Origin of the sequence: Dokdonella sp., assembly GCF_019634815.1 — a bacterium.
Lineage (GTDB): Bacteria > Pseudomonadota > Gammaproteobacteria > Xanthomonadales > Rhodanobacteraceae > Dokdonella_A.
Genome location: NZ_JAHCAP010000027.1, coordinates 1 through 14,027, shown reverse-complemented (window position 1 = coordinate 14,027; position 14,027 = coordinate 1). Strand labels below are relative to the sequence as shown.

General features: G+C 64.2%; 13 protein-coding genes and 1 pseudogene. 9 read left to right on the top strand and 5 right to left on the bottom strand.

Features of this window, described 5'->3' with window-relative positions; translation table 11 throughout:
- Positions 1 to 7: 7 nt before the first annotated feature.
- Positions 8 to 1,099 (bottom strand): 4-hydroxyphenylpyruvate dioxygenase, encoded by a 1,092-nt coding sequence (gene hppD, locus KF759_RS12240; protein WP_291225916.1) that lies wholly within the window; start codon positions 1,097 to 1,099, stop codon positions 8 to 10.
- Between the two features lie 91 nt (positions 1,100 to 1,190).
- On the opposite strand from hppD, the gene KF759_RS12235 reads away from it, so the two are divergent.
- From KF759_RS12235 to agaR, 5 genes are all read left to right on the top strand, one after another.
- Positions 1,191 to 1,643, top strand: a complete 453-nt coding sequence (locus KF759_RS12235; protein WP_291225914.1) for a MarR family transcriptional regulator — start codon at positions 1,191 to 1,193, stop codon at positions 1,641 to 1,643.
- Between the two features lie 298 nt (positions 1,644 to 1,941).
- A complete protein-coding gene (locus KF759_RS12230; RefSeq protein ID WP_291225912.1) occupies positions 1,942 to 3,096 on the top strand; it encodes an SIS domain-containing protein in 1,155 nt (384 codons plus the stop codon).
- A 6-nt stretch (positions 3,097 to 3,102) separates the two neighbouring features.
- Positions 3,103 to 4,065: an ROK family protein gene (locus KF759_RS12225; protein WP_291225911.1), complete on the top strand. Its 963-nt coding sequence runs from the start codon at positions 3,103 to 3,105 to the stop codon at positions 4,063 to 4,065.
- Positions 4,066 to 4,087: 22 nt separating this feature from the next.
- Complete coding sequence (locus KF759_RS12220; RefSeq protein WP_291225909.1) at positions 4,088 to 5,380, top strand: D-tagatose-bisphosphate aldolase, class II, non-catalytic subunit; 1,293 nt, start codon at positions 4,088 to 4,090, stop codon at positions 5,378 to 5,380.
- Complete coding sequence (agaR, locus tag KF759_RS12215) at positions 5,377 to 6,174, top strand: transcriptional repressor AgaR (RefSeq protein ID WP_291225907.1); 798 nt, start codon at positions 5,377 to 5,379, stop codon at positions 6,172 to 6,174. The genes KF759_RS12220 and agaR overlap by 4 nt, the downstream gene beginning before the upstream one ends.
- 98 nt (positions 6,175 to 6,272) lie before the next feature.
- On the opposite strand, the pseudogene KF759_RS12210 reads toward agaR, so the two are convergent.
- Positions 6,273 to 7,715, bottom strand: a pseudogene (locus KF759_RS12210) (oligopeptide:H+ symporter); the annotation flags it as partial.
- A gap of 139 nt (positions 7,716 to 7,854) precedes the next feature.
- The gene (locus KF759_RS12205) at positions 7,855 to 8,727 is read right to left on the bottom strand and encodes a tryptophan 2,3-dioxygenase family protein (RefSeq protein WP_291225903.1); all 873 of its coding nucleotides are present in this window, start codon (positions 8,725 to 8,727) and stop codon (positions 7,855 to 7,857) included.
- Positions 8,728 to 8,910: 183 nt separating this feature from the next.
- Between KF759_RS12205 and pdhA the strand changes: the two genes are divergently transcribed.
- Genes pdhA through KF759_RS12185 form a run of 4 tightly spaced genes read left to right on the top strand, consistent with a single transcriptional unit; the run spans position 8,911 to position 12,675 of the window.
- Positions 8,911 to 9,996: a pyruvate dehydrogenase (acetyl-transferring) E1 component subunit alpha gene (pdhA, locus tag KF759_RS12200; RefSeq protein WP_291225901.1), complete on the top strand. Its 1,086-nt coding sequence runs from the start codon at positions 8,911 to 8,913 to the stop codon at positions 9,994 to 9,996.
- Positions 9,996 to 10,976, top strand: a complete 981-nt coding sequence (locus KF759_RS12195) for an alpha-ketoacid dehydrogenase subunit beta (RefSeq protein ID WP_291225899.1) — start codon at positions 9,996 to 9,998, stop codon at positions 10,974 to 10,976. Before pdhA ends, KF759_RS12195 begins: the two co-directional genes overlap by 1 nt.
- An 8-nt stretch (positions 10,977 to 10,984) precedes the next feature.
- Positions 10,985 to 11,335, top strand: coding sequence for a DUF1304 domain-containing protein (locus KF759_RS12190; RefSeq protein ID WP_291225897.1), 351 nt, complete (start codon positions 10,985 to 10,987; stop codon positions 11,333 to 11,335).
- 14 nt (positions 11,336 to 11,349) lie between these two features.
- The gene (locus tag KF759_RS12185) at positions 11,350 to 12,675 is read left to right on the top strand and encodes a dihydrolipoamide acetyltransferase family protein (RefSeq protein WP_291225896.1); all 1,326 of its coding nucleotides are present in this window, start codon (positions 11,350 to 11,352) and stop codon (positions 12,673 to 12,675) included.
- Between the two features lie 187 nt (positions 12,676 to 12,862).
- Here KF759_RS12185 and KF759_RS12180 read toward each other — a convergent pair whose 3' ends face one another.
- Positions 12,863 to 13,282: a hypothetical protein gene (locus tag KF759_RS12180; RefSeq protein WP_291225894.1), complete on the bottom strand. Its 420-nt coding sequence runs from the start codon at positions 13,280 to 13,282 to the stop codon at positions 12,863 to 12,865.
- Between the two features lie 21 nt (positions 13,283 to 13,303).
- On the bottom strand, positions 13,304 to 13,924 hold the full coding sequence (locus KF759_RS12175; RefSeq protein ID WP_291225892.1) for a hypothetical protein: 621 nt from the start codon (positions 13,922 to 13,924) through the stop codon (positions 13,304 to 13,306).
- Positions 13,925 to 14,027: the final 103 nt, after the last annotated feature.

The window sequence follows — 14,027 nt, the reverse complement described above, 5'->3', positions numbered from 1 at the left end:
GTTTCCCTTACAGCACGCCGCGACGCATCTGGTCGCGCTCGATCGATTCGAACAAGGCCTGGAAGTTGCCTTCACCAAAACCTTCGTTGCCCTTGCGCTGGATGATTTCGAAGAAGATCGGCCCGATCGCGTTCTGGGTGAAGATCTGCAGCAGCTTGCGCTGCTTGGTCTCCTGATCGGCATCGATCAGGATTTTGTTCTTGCGCAGACGCGCGAGGTCCTCGCCGTGGTTGGGTACGCGCACGTCGACCACTTCGAAATAGGTGTCCGGGGTGTCAAGAAAGGCGATGCCCTGCGCGTGCATGGCCTCGACCGTCTCGTAAATGTTGTCGGTGAACAAGGCGATGTGCTGGATGCCCTCGCCCTTGTACTCGTCGAGGTATTCGTTGATCTGCGACTTGGGATCGGAGGATTCGTTGAGCGGAATGCGCACCATGCCGTCGGGTGCGGTCATCGCCTTGGACAACAGGCCGGTCTTGGCGCCCTTGATGTCGAAATAGCGGATCTCGCGGAAGTTGAACAGGCGTTCGTAATAGTTCGCCCACTTCTCCATGTTGCCCTTGTAGAGATTGTGGGTGAGGTGATCGATGAAGGTCAGGCCAAGACCCTTGGGCTGCTTGTCCACACCCGGCAACCACACCCAATCCGGATCCCAGATCGTGCCCTGGTCGTCATAGCGATCGACGATGTAGAGCATGCAACCACCGATGCCCTTGATCACCGGCGCGGCGACGGCCTTGGTCAGTTCGTCGGCTGCATCGAAGGACTCGGCGCCGTTCTTGAGCGCCTGCACGCGCGCCCATTCGGCCAGCTTGTTGACGCGGATCGCGAACCCGCAGGCACTGGGGCCGTGCGCGGCGGCAAAGCGCGCCGCGAAGGAATCGGGATCCTCGTTGATGAGGAAGGTGCAGTCGCCCTGGCGGTAGTTGGTGATCTTGCGCGTGCGATGGCGCGCCACCGGCGTGAAGCCGAGCATGCGGAAGTACTCGTGCAGCTTTTCCGGTTCAGGCGAGGCGAATTCGACGAACTCGAAGCCGTCGATGCCCATCGGATTTTCGAAGGTGCTGGTGGCCATGCCGGCAGAAGGATGGGCGTTCATTGCGGATCTCCGGTTGCGCGGATGGCGATTGCTTCGCCACAAGCCTGTCTTTATAGTTTCATATGTAACCATTTGCAATGCGCGGTGCGCCATGCCCAAGCCCCCGGCTCTGGATTTCGATGCTTTCCTGCCGTATCGGCTGTCGGTGCTTGCCAACACCGTGAGTCAGGACATCTCCAGCGAATACGAAGAGCGCTTCAACCTGAGCGTGACGCAGTGGCGGGTGATGGCAATTCTCGGTCGCCATGCCGGCCTGACCGCGCGCGACGTGGCCATGCGCACGGCGATGGACAAGGTTGCAGTGAGCCGGGCGGTGGCTGGATTGGCGGAACGCAAGCTGCTGTCGCGCACGATTTCCGAACGCGATCGCCGCGAAGCCCATCTGCGCCTGACCCGCAGCGGCCGCGCCATTCACGACCAGATCGTGCCGCTGGCGCTGGAACATGAACGACGCCTGCTCAAACGCCTCACCGCCGAGGAGCGTCACTGGCTGGCACACCTGCTCGACCGCTTGCGTCCTGCGATCGCGCTGCCCGAAGCCTGACGACGCGGAACCGAAACACGAGGCCGCCACGCTGGCGCCGGCGCGAAAGGCGATCGAGAAGTGCGGCTTTCGATTCGCAATCAAGTGTCAGCGCATTCCGGAGCGCGCATTCCGCGCGGATGAGCCCGTCATTCTTGCAAAGGCGCTTCCCCGATCCGGCTTTCCGACCAGCAGCCGGCACGGCTGGATGCCTTGCCCGCGCCACGGGCAAGGCCAATCACTTCTTTCGTTTTACTTTCGTTATTGAACTTTCGCAATTTTTGGAGCATCGTGTCGCAAGGTAAAGCCCAGACACGCCATGCACGCGACCGAATACCCGAGCCCTGTACTTCAGCCGCCCGTCGGAGGCGAACACACCAGCGCGGAAATCGCCCAACAGCCGGCGCTGTGGAGCAGGCTCGCTGATGAGCTCGCCAGTGCGGGGAAGCGCCTCGATGCCTTTCTCGGCAACTGGCTGCAGGACCCGCGCAATCGCGTGATCTTCACCGGAGCCGGCAGCTCGGGTTTCATTGCCGAAATGGTGGCCGACCATCTCGATGCGCAGTGGCCGGCCGACCTGCGCGCGGTGCACACGACCAGCCTGCTGAGTCATCCGCAGCTCTACCTCAAGCCCGACCGCCCGACCCTGCTGGTGTCGTTCGCACGCAGCGGCTCCAGTCCGGAGAGCGTGGCCGCGGTAGAGCTGGTGCGCGAGCGGGTGGCGCAGACGCGCTTCCTCGACATCACCTGCAATGCCGAAGGCGAACTCGCGCGCCGCGGCCAGGATCGCATCGACACCTGCACCCTGCTGATGCCACCGGCCAGTTGCGATCGCGGCTTCGCCATGACCAGCAGCCTGAGCTGCATGCTGCTGGCTGCGCTGTGCGCTTTCGACGCCGCGCCCTGGCCGCAGCGCCTGCAGCGCCTGCACTGCATCGCCGAACTCGGCCGCGATGCCCTGTCGCGCTGGAACACCGAGATTGCCGCGCTGGCCGCAACCGGGCACACGCGCGTGATCCATCTGGGCAGCGGCCCGTTCGAAGCCTGGTCGCGCGAGGCCTCGCTCAAACTGCTCGAACTCACCGCCGGACGCGTGGCAGCCTTTGCACACACGCCGCTGGGGTTCCGGCATGGGCCGAAGTCCCTGCTCGATCGCGACACCCTCGTGGTGATGGTCCGCAGCGTGCAGACCTTGTCGCGCCGCTACGAGCGCGACCTGCTCGATGAACTGCGCCGCGATGGCATCGCCGGCAAGCTGCTGTCGATCGGGCCGGCCGTCGAGGGTGAAACCGATGATCTGGCACTCGCCGTGCCCGATCTGCCCGATGCCTGGCTCGCGCCGGTCTGGTTGAGCTTCGCGCAACGTCATGCGCTGCATCGCTCGGCCGCGCTCGGACTCACGCCCGACAACCCGTTTCCCGATGGCTCGGTGAATCGGGTCGTGCAGGGCGTGAACATTCACAGGACGGCCTGAATTTCGATGGCACCCGCGCCCGCACAAACCCGCGCCTGCCACGGCATCGACGTCGGCGGCAGCAAGATCGAGTTGGTGAGCTTTGATGCCGAATTGCGGGAACTGCATCGACAGCGCGTCGATACCCCGCGTGATAGCTACGTCGATTTCCTCGACGCGCTTTCCGAACTGGTCGCCGGTGCCGACGCGGTACTCGGCAGCGCCGGTTGCGCCATCGGCATTGGCCTGCCGGGCGTACGCGAGCGCTCCAGCGGTCGCCAGCTCAGCGCCAATATCCCGGCGCTGAGCGGCCAGCGCGTGGCGGCGGATTTTGCGGCGCGCCTGCAGCGTCCCTTGCGGCTGGGCAATGACCTCCAGTGTTTCGCGCTCTCCGAAGCCAACGGCGGCGCGGCCGACGGCTTTCCCAGCATGATCGGCGCAATCCTCGGCACCGGCGCGGGTGGCGGCTTCTGCATCGGCGGCCATTTGCTCGCAGGCCACAACGGCATCGCCGGCGAATGGGGCCACTGGAGCATTCCCGCGCATATGCTTGCCAGACACGAGCTGCCCTTGCTGGACTGCGGATGCGGGCTGCGCGGCTGCCTGGAGCGTTATGTCTCCGGCAGCGGCCTTGCCGCCTTGCATCGACATCTGGGGGGCACATCCACCGATGCCACGCGGGTCATCGCTGCCGCCGATGCCGGCGAGGCAAGCGCGCAACATGCCCTTGCGATTCATCTCGACCTGCTCGGTCATGCATTTGCAAGTCTGGTCATGGCACTGGACCCGCACGTCATCGTGCTCGGCGGCGGCCTGTCGCAACACGCGCCGCTCTACACCGCCCTGCCCGCAGCCGTGCGGACCCACCTGTTTGCCGGCATGCAGGTGCCGCCGATCCTGCCGCCTCGCTTTGGCGATGCCGGTGGCGCGCGTGGCGCCGCGCTGCTCGCACGCGAAAACATCCACGGCAATGCGGATCTTTCAGCGTAGCCCTGAAGTCTCGGAGCGTCTCATGTCCATCGTGCAATCCATTCTCCAGGCTCACCGCAACGGCGATCGCAGCGGCTTGTACAGCGTGTGCTGCAGTCACGAACAGGTCCTGCGAGCTGCAATGCGGGTGGCGCAGGACCTCGACACGCCCTTGCTGATTGAAGCCACCTCGAACCAGGTCGATCAATTCGGCGGCTATACCGGCATGACGCCGGCGCAGTACCGCGCCCATGTCGAAGCGCTCGCCGACGATCAGGGTTTTGCGCGTGAGCGCCTGATCCTCGGCGGCGACCATCTCGGGCCCAACGCGTGGCAGAAGCTGCCCGCTGCGACCGCGATGGCGCATGCGCGCGAGCTGATCCGCACGTATGTCGCCGCGGGCTTTCACAAGATCCATCTCGATTGCAGCATGTCCTGCGCGGATGACCCGACGCCGCTGCCCGACGAAATCGTGGCCGCGCGCTCGGCGGAGCTGGCGACAATCTCCGAAGCCACCGCGCGCGACTCCGGCCTGTCGCCACCGGTCTACGTGATCGGCACCGAAGTGCCCATTCCCGGCGGTGAAAGCGCACTCGGCAGTGGCGTGCAGGTGACCACGCCGCAGGCCGCAGCAAGAACGCTCGAGATCCACCGCCTGGCCTTCGATGTGCCGCAGCTTCGCGATGCCTGGCAACGTGTGGTTGCGATGGTGGTGCAACCGGGCGTGGATTTCGACCACGGCCAGGTGCAGCACTACCAGCCACAGGCTGCGCGCGCGCTGTCGGAGTTTCTCGAAGCACAGCCGCGCATCGTGTTCGAAGCGCATTCCACCGACTACCAGAGCGAAGCCTCGCTGCACGCCCTCGTGCGCGACCACTTCGCCATCCTCAAGGTCGGTCCCGCGGCGACCTTCGCCTGCCGCGAGGCGCTGTTCGCATTGGCAAGGATCGAAGACGAGCTGCTGGAATCCGCACAGCGATCGCAACTGATCGAGGTGCTCGATCGACGCATGCAGGCCAATCCGAAATACTGGCAAGGTCACTACCGCGGCGATGAGCGGGAACTGCGCCTGCTGCGCGCCTACGCGCTCAGTGATCGCTGTCGCTACTACTGGGGCGATCCGCAAGTCGTCGCCGCGGTGAACACCCTGATCGACAATCTGCGCCGGCACACGCCGCCTGCCGGCCTGCTCAGCCAGTATCTGCCCGAACAATTTGCCGCGGTGAATGCCGGGCAGCTGAGTGCCGAACCCTGGGCGCTGGTGCGTCACAAGATCGGCCTGCGTCTGGCCGAATACGCGCGCGCCTGCGCCCGCAATCGGGCGCCACTGCGGTGAACACGAACGCCGCTTCGACCCAGCGCAACACACGCCAGCGTCGCCAGCAGATCATCGATACGCTGCTGCAACAGGGCAGCGTGCTGGTAGGCGAGCTGGTCGAACGGCACCATGTGTCAGCGGTCACCATCCGCGCCGATCTCAACCATCTGGAAGCCCGCGGGCTGGCGGTGCGTACCCGCGGCGGCGCGACCCTGCTGCGCAGCCCGCCGCCGGAACATCCGCTGCACGAGAAGGACGCCATTCATCTGACGCGCAAGGACGCGATCGGCGCACGCGCGGCGCAGCTGGTGAATGCCGGTGCGAACATTCTCATCGACTCGGGCTCCACTACGCGCATGCTGGCCCGGCACTTGCTCGGGCGGCACGACATCACGGTGATGACCAACGGTCTCAACATTGCCTGGGAGCTGGCAACGGCAGCCGGAATCACCCTGCGCCTGACCGGCGGCTTGCTGCACCAAGCCTCGTTGTCGCTGCACGGCAGCCAGGCCGAGGCGAGCTTGCAGAGTTTCAGCTTCGACACCCTGTTTCTGGGCGTGGACGGGCTCGACCTGCAGTTTGGCGTGACCACCCATCACGAGGCCGAAGCCCGGCTGAATCAGCGCATGCTGGAACGCGCGCGCCGCGTGGTGGTGTTGAGCGACTCAAGCAAGTTCGGCAAGGTCAGCCTGCATTGCATCGCAAGCCTGGACCAGATCCACGCGATCATCACCGACAGCGGCATTCCCGCCGAAACGCGCGAAAGTCTGCAACGCCTGGGCATCGAGTTGGTCGTGGTGGATGCGGGTTGAAACAAGAACGGCGCCCGCAGGCGCCGTTCCCGTCTTTTTACCCTGCACCCCGCATCAACGGCCATCCCGGACCTGCTCGGGATGAAGGCATCCCGCCTTCACTTCACGCCATGCATGAGCTTGTTGATCAGCGGCGCGATCAGGAACAACACCACGCCCGCACCGACCAAGGCATAGAAGCCGAAGGTGTAACCCGATTGTGCGGATGCCACCGTCATGCCGCCCTCGCCGCTGACATGGCTGGCGAACAGGCCGGACAGGCTGTTGCCGATTGCGGTCGACAGGAACCAGCCGCCCATCGCCAGACCCACCACCTTGGCCGGCGCAAGCTTGGTCACCATCGACAGGCCGATCGGTGAGAGACACAGCTCGCCGGCGGTCTGGATCACGTACACCGCAACGAGTGGCCACAGCGGAATGCGGCCATCGGCACCGACCAGGTTCGACAGCGCGAACATCAGCAGCAGGAAGGCCAGGCCGTTGAAGATCAAGCCGAGGCCGAACTTGCGCGGGATCGAGGGATTGGCCTTGCCCATGCGCACCCACGCCCATGCAAACAGCGGCGCCAAGGTAAGGATCGCGATCGGATTGATCGACTGGAACCAGCCGATCTGGAATTCGAAACCGCCGAGATTGCGGTTGACGATGTTCTGCGCGAGGAAGTTGAACGAGCTGCCGGCCTGTTCGAAGAAACACCAGAACAGCACGTTGAAGGCGAAGATGATCAGCATGGCGATCGCGCGATCACGGAACACGCTGCCTTCGCGCGAGCCTTCGACCAGCACCATCACGCACAGCACGACGAACAATGCGGCAAGGATCCATGCGAGGATGCCGGCGTCGATCGCGAGCAGGGCATACACCGCCGGCACTGCAATCAGGGCACCAATCGTCACCGCGACCACGCGCTGCATGCCTTCTGCACCCGCAGGTGGCGCACCGATGCCCTTGAGCTGGGCACGGCCGAACCAGAACCACACGGTGGAGATCAGCATGCCGATGCCGGCAGCGATGAACACCGCCTTGTAGGCCGGCATGCCGTCCCTGCCGAACACGCTCTCGGCGAGGATGCCGGTGAGAATCGGCGCTACGAAAGCACCGGCGTTGATACCCATGTAGAAGATGGTGAAACCCGAATCGCGGCGCTCGTCACCCTGCGCGTAGAGCTGGCCGACCTGGGTGGAAATATTGGGCTTGAACAATCCGTTGCCGACGATGATCGTCGCCAGGCCGATCAGAAACACCGTGTGGTCGGGCACCGCCACAAGGAAGTAGCCAAGTGCCGACACCACCGCGCCGACCAGGATCGAACGCTGGTAGCCGATCACGCGGTCGGCGATGAAGCCACCGAAGATCGCGGTGGCATAGACCAGGGCGAGGAAGGCGCCGTAGGTGCGACTGGCACTGGCCTGGCCCGCGGAATCGCCGCCGAAGAATTGCGCCACGATGTAGAGCGTAAGTGCCCAGCGCATGCCGTAGAAGGCGAAGCGCTCCCAGAACTCGGTCATGAACAGCATCCACAGCGGGCGCGGATGTCCCAGCGTCTGCGTGAAAACGGGGGGTGCGGAAGGTGTGGAACTGGTCGTGGCCATGGGTTCGCCTGGTCGTGACGGTGGGGACAAAGTCGGTGACGTTTAACCGTTGCCGCGCGCAGCGTCAAACCGCAGCGCAGCGTGAGGCTCAACCGGCCGCGGGGGAAGGCTCGCTGATCCGGGTGCGCACGTCGATCAATTCGGGGAAAAACGTCAGCTCGAGCGCGCGCTTGAGGAAGGCCACGCCCGACGACCCGCCGGTGCCGCGGCGATGGCCGATGATGCGCTCGACGGTCTTCATGTGACGAAAGCGCCAGAGCTGGAACAACTCCTCGACATCCACCAGTTGCTCGCACAGGTGGTACTCGGCCCAGAATTCATGCGCGTTCTCGTAGATGCGCTTGAACACCGGCAGCAGCCCCTCGTCATGCTGATGCGGATGGGTCACGTCGCGCGCGAGCAGGCCGGACGGAATCGCATGGCCCATGCGCGAGAACAACCGCAGCACTTCGTCGTACAGGCTCGGCGCCTCCAGCGTCGCGCGCAACTGCGCCTGTGCCGCCGGATCGTGGTCGAACACTCTGAGCATCGCTGCATTCTTGTTGCCGAGCATGAACTCGATGGTGCGGTATTGCTGCGACTGGAAGCCGGACGAGGGCCCGAGCACGCCGCGGAAGGCGAGGTACTCCGAAGGCGTGAGCGTCTCCAGCACCGCCCATTGTGCAAACAGCTGCTGCTGCACCTGTTTGACGCGGGCAAGGATCTTGAGCGTGGGATCGATGTCGTCGGCGCGCAGGCAGGCGATGGCCGCTCGCAGTTCGTGGATCAAGAGCTTCATCCACAGCTCGGCGACATGGTGCTGGACGATGAACAGCATCTCGTCGTGACAAGGCGGGTCACTCAACGGTTGCTGCGCCGCGAGCAGGGTTTCCAGCTGCAGGTAACCGCCGTAGGTGGTGCGGTTGCGCAGGTCAAGCTCGATGCCCTGTTCGAGCGGACGCAGATTGTCGGTTCCGGTCATCACTTGGCCCCGTGGTAAACTTCGCCAGTTTACCCGGCACTGCCGCCTGCTGCGCCCTGCCTTGCGGGCCTGCGGCGGCATTGCGTAGGTTGCCCTTCCCGTCCGCGCCGCGCGCCCCGCGCGAAACGCCGGACATCCCGCCGCGGCGATGCCGCGCTTTGGTTGACCACACCGGAGGCCCGCTTGTCCATCGCCGCCAGTTTTGAGATCGAATACCTGCAGTACCTCGACGCCGACGGCAAGCTCGTGCGCAAGGACCTGCCCGAGTTCGCCAAGAACCTCGACCACATGGTCGAGCTGTACAAGCTCATGGTGTCCACGCGCGTGTTCGACACCAAGTCGATCGCGCTGCAGCGCACCGGCAAGCTCGGCACCTACGCCTCCTGCCTGGGCCACGAAGCCGCGCACGTGGGCGTGGGCAGCTCGATGAAACCCGAGGACGTGCTTGCGCCGAGCTACCGCGAATACGGCGCCCAGCTCTATCGCGGCGTGCAGCCGCGCGATGTCTACATGTACTGGGGCGGCGACGAGCGCGGCAACGATTACCAGAAGGAACCGGCACGCCACGACTTTGCGTGGAGCGTGCCGATCGCGACCCAATGCCTGCATGCGGCCGGAAGTGCGCTCGCGTTCAAGATCCGCGGCGAGAAGCGCGTCGCGGTGTGCATGATCGGCGACGGCGGTTCGTCCAAGGCCGATTTCTATGGCGCGATCAACTTCGCCGGCGCGCGCGACCTGCCGCTGGTCGCGGTGATCGTCAACAACCAGTGGGCGATCTCGGTTCCGCGCAGGATCCAGTCCGGCGCCAAGACCCTCGCGCAGAAGGGCATCGCCGCGGGCCTGTTCTGCATCCAGGTCGATGGCAACGACATCATTGCGGTACGCAAGGCGATGGAAGATGCGCTCGAGCGCGCGCGCAGCGGCAAGGGCGGCAGCGTGCTCGAACTGGTGACCTATCGCCTCGGCGACCACACCACCGCCGACGACGCGCGCCGCTACCGCGAGGCCGACGAGGTCAAGGACGCCTGGACGCGCGAGCCGATCAAGCGCCTGCGCGCGTACCTGGAAAGCAAGAAAGCCTGGGACGAAAAGAAGGAAGAAGCCTGGAAGCACGAGTGCGACGAATGGATGGACAACGAGGTCAACAGCTACCTCGAAACCAAGGCGCAGCCGATCGAGGCAATTTTCGACTACACCTTTGCCGAACTGCCGGCCGATCTGCAAAAACAGCGCGCACTCGCGCTGTCGCTTGAGAAGGGAGCGCACTGATGGCCGCCATCACCTTGATCGAAGCGGTAACCCAGGCGCTTGCCTACGAGATGACGCACGACCCCTCGGTGGTGGTGCTGGGCGAAGACGTCGGCGTCAACGGCGGCGTGTTCCGTGCCACTGCGGGCCTGTCGGCCAGGTTCGGCGAATGGCGTGTGTATGACACGCCGCTCGATGAAATGGGCATCGCCGGCGTCACCGTCGGTCTTGCCGCGCAGGGCATGAAGCCGGTCGCCGAGGCGCAGTTCGAAGGCTTCATCTATCCGATGATGGAGCAGATCGTTTGCCACGCCGCACGCATGCGCAACCGCACGCGCGGGCGCATTACCTGTCCCGCGGTGTGGCGCGCGCCCTGGGGTGGCGGCATCCATGCGCCCGAACACCACTCCGAAGCCAACGAACACCTGTTCACCAACGTGCCCGGCCTGCGCGTGGTGCTGCCCTCCTCGCCCGCGCGCGCCTACGGCCTGCTGCTCGCGGCGATCCGCGATCCCGATCCGGTGATCTTCTTCGAGCCCAAGCGCATCTATCGCCAGTACAAGGAAGAAGTGCCCGACGACGGCGAAGCCCTGCCGCTGGATGTCTGCTTCGTGCTGCGCGATGGCAGCGATGTCACGCTGGTCACCTGGGGCGCGCAGGTCAAGGAATGCCTTGAAGCTGCCGATGCGCTCGCGGCCGAAGGCGTCAGCGTCGAAGTGATCGACGTCGCCACGCTCACTCCGCTCGACTTCGACACGATTGCCGAATCGGTGCACAAGACCGGCCGTTGCGTGATCGTGCACGAGGCACCGAAAACCGCGGGCTTCGGCGCCGAAATCGCCGCGCGCCTGGCCGAGGAATGCATCTACGATCTGCTCGCGCCAGTCGAACGCGTCACCGCCTACGACGTGCATACACCGTTGTACCGACTGGAAATGAAGCAGATGCCGAGTACTGCGCAGATCGTCGCTGCAGCCAAGCGCACGCTGGCGGCGAGCTGATCACGCGCATGCACCCGGTCGCCAACATCCTCATCGGCATCGTCGCGCTGCTGCACGCGTGGTTCCTCACGCTCGAGATGTTCCTGTGGGACAAGCCGATGGGGCGCAAGGTGTTCCGGCTCACGCCGGAGTTCGCCACCGCCTCCCGGTACCTGGCGATGAACCAGGGCCTGTACAACGGCTTCCTGGTCGCCGGCCTGGTCTGGGGACTTGCGATCGACGATCTGCGCATCAAGACATTTTTCCTCGCCTGCGTGAGCGTTGCCGGCCTGTTCGGCGCCGCGACGGTCAGCCGCAAGATTTTCTTCGTGCAGGCACTGCCGGCGATCCTTGCGCTGGTTCTCCTGCATCTTCCGTGACTCTGGAAATCATCATGGCCAACGAAAAGACATTCCATCTCCCCGACCTCGGCGAAGGCCTGCCCGACGCCACCATCGTCGAATGGCTGGTCAAGGAAGGCGACAGCATCAAGCTCGACGCGCCGCTGGTGTCGATGGAAACAGCCAAGGCCGTGGTCGAAGTGCCCTCGCCGTATTCGGGCAAGGTCACCCGGTTCCACGGCAAGGCAGGTGACGTCATCATCACGGGCGCAGCGCTGGCCGAGTTCGAACTCGATCCCAATGCCAAGCAGCGCGCGGAAAATGCTGCCCATCATGGCCATGGCCACGCGCCGACGCCGCCGCCGACAACACCGGCCAAGGCCGCCACGGCCGATCGCGAGGACGAAGGCACGGTGGTCGGTGCGGTACAAAGTTCCAACGAAGTGCGCAGTGAACAAATCGCCAGCGTCGGCGGCGTCAAGGCCGTACCCGCGGTGCGCGCGCTCGCGAAGAAGCTCGGCGTCGATCTCGCGCGCGTGCGCGCGAGCGGTGCCGGTGGCGTGGTCACGCTGCAAGACGTCAAACAAGCCGCGGCCGATGGCAGCGCGAAGCTGGGCGCAGGCCCGATTGCAGCGTCGGCAGCAGTCGCTGCGCCTGTTGCTGCAGTCGCGAGCGCCGCACGCAGCACGCTCTCGCAAGCGGGCAAGCCGATGCGTACCGCACCGCCGACCGTCGCCGCGACTGGCCAGCCCGAACAGCTCAAGGGCGTGCGCCGCAACATGGCGCGCGTGATGGCCGATGCGCACGCGCGCGTGGTGCAGACCACGATCGTCGATGATGCCGATCTGCACGCATGGCTGGGCAAGCAGGACATCACCGCGCGCACGATCCGCGCGATCGTCACCGCCTGCCGCGTCGAGCCCGCGCTCAACGCCTGGTTCGATGATGCCAATCTCACGCTCACCAGGCACCCGCATGTCGACCTGGGCATCGCGGTGGACACGCCCGATGGCCTGTTCGTACCTGCACTGCGCAACGCGCACCTGCTCGATGGCCGTGGCCTGCGCGAAGGCATCAACCGCTTGCGCACGCAGGTCGAGGATCGCTCGATCCCCGCTTCGGAACTGTCCGGCTACACCATCAGCCTGTCCAACTTCGGCGTGTTCGCTGGCCGTTACGGCACGGTCGTCGTGGTGCCGCCCTGCGTGGCGATCATCGGCGCCGGCAAGCTCAGCCACGACGTCGTCGCGGTGATGGGCGGCATCGAAGTCCACCGGCGCCTGCCCATCAGCCTCACCTTCGACCACCGCGCCTGCACCGGCGGCGAGGCCGCGCGCTTCCTCAAGGCCCTGCTCGACGATCTCGCCTTGCCGCAATAACGGAGCGTCCGGAACACCAGGACACGATCGCGGGCCGTGTTGACGTGGAAGTCGAGCACACGGCCCACCCGATCACCCGGTGTGCCCAGCATCCATGCCACCGCGGCCATCGGTATCTCGCACCTGCGTCGCCATGGTCCACCAAGGAGCAGCAACGCAGTTCAAATTCCAGGCCTGTGCCGTCCGCTCATTCCACTGCCCGCTCAAGCAGGTTCACGATCTCCTTGGCTCGCTTTGACACAATGTAGAACGTGGATCCGCAAGCCAGCCGCATGATGACGATCCCGCAAACGCAGAACGATTTCACCGAAACGCGCTCGATCTCTCGGTATTCGATCTCGATGGTATTTCCAATCGTGAAATACTCATCATGGAACCGGAACCGCTCGGCCAGGATTCCGCCGCTGTTGAACAGCGCGCCATAGCGAGTCCAGTAGAAACAACGCACATCAATCAACAAAGCGTGACCGGACTCAAACCGGCGCTGACGACCAAAAGCACCATCCGAAACTTGCTTTCTCACTTCATCATGGCCAGAACGGCTCGGCGGCTCATCGGTGCCGTCCGCGCCCATGCGGCTCGTGAGCTGCCCGCCCGCCCCTTCCACTGCGCCCTTCCGTCGATTGCGTCATTCACCGTAATTCTTCTTGATCCGGAGCGCAGCCGCATCGAGTGCGGCCAAGACGCTTGCTCGATACTCCTGCAATGATTCATCGGAGACCTTTGCTGCTGCATTACGGCGCTTCACAACTTCGCCAAGTTGCAACGCTGGCTCATCCACTGTCTCCAAGGGAAGCATGACAACCGCATCCGCGATCGTTTGGGGCGAAAGTACATGGTCTCGCGCAAAGGCAAGAAAGCTCCCCATGTCTTTCTCCGAGAATTGCCCCAAGGCGATCATTGCATCCTCCCAATTCCCGCCGTGGAGCAACTTGAGCTTCGATGCGAGGTACGTCGCCGCAGGGCGCTTCCCTTCCGCCACTCGCTGTTCCAACGCCGCACGCCTATCGTCACACAGGTCAAAATAGATCCAACATTCCTTTGGATCAGCCGCCCTCAATTCGGCCAGAGTCTTTTCGTCTGCACGCTGAATGAACATGCTGACCGCCCCATAGCATCGAGACGAGGTTTCGCCCGCGAAGGCTTCAAGCGAAAAGCCACAAGCAAAAACCACGGCCAATATCTGATGGCCCATAAACCACGATGCAAATGCTTTCTTGCAACTGTCACTCATGTCTTTGCGTTTCATGGAATTTGAAAACCAAATTGGCTCTCCGGCCCTGCAGACACCGGGCCAAGCGGTGGGATCTCATTAACTGTTACATTAATGTTCCCAGATCCATCGGCATTGA

Excerpts from the sequence above, each read along its gene's own strand:
- hppD (WP_291225916.1), bottom strand. The coding sequence starts at position 1,099 with ATGAACGCCCATCCTTCTGCCGGCATGGCCACCAGCACCTTCGAAAAT.
- KF759_RS12235 (WP_291225914.1), top strand. The coding sequence starts at position 1,191 with ATGCCCAAGCCCCCGGCTCTGGATTTCGATGCTTTCCTGCCGTATCGG.
- KF759_RS12230 (WP_291225912.1), top strand. The coding sequence starts at position 1,942 with ATGCACGCGACCGAATACCCGAGCCCTGTACTTCAGCCGCCCGTCGGA.
- KF759_RS12225 (WP_291225911.1), top strand. The coding sequence starts at position 3,103 with ATGGCACCCGCGCCCGCACAAACCCGCGCCTGCCACGGCATCGACGTC.
- KF759_RS12220 (WP_291225909.1), top strand. The coding sequence starts at position 4,088 with ATGTCCATCGTGCAATCCATTCTCCAGGCTCACCGCAACGGCGATCGC.
- KF759_RS12205 (WP_291225903.1), bottom strand. The coding sequence starts at position 8,727 with ATGACCGGAACCGACAATCTGCGTCCGCTCGAACAGGGCATCGAGCTT.
- KF759_RS12195 (WP_291225899.1), top strand. The coding sequence starts at position 9,996 with ATGGCCGCCATCACCTTGATCGAAGCGGTAACCCAGGCGCTTGCCTAC.
- KF759_RS12190 (WP_291225897.1), top strand. The coding sequence starts at position 10,985 with ATGCACCCGGTCGCCAACATCCTCATCGGCATCGTCGCGCTGCTGCAC.
- KF759_RS12185 (WP_291225896.1), top strand. The coding sequence starts at position 11,350 with ATGGCCAACGAAAAGACATTCCATCTCCCCGACCTCGGCGAAGGCCTG.
- KF759_RS12175 (WP_291225892.1), bottom strand. The coding sequence starts at position 13,924 with ATGAAACGCAAAGACATGAGTGACAGTTGCAAGAAAGCATTTGCATCG.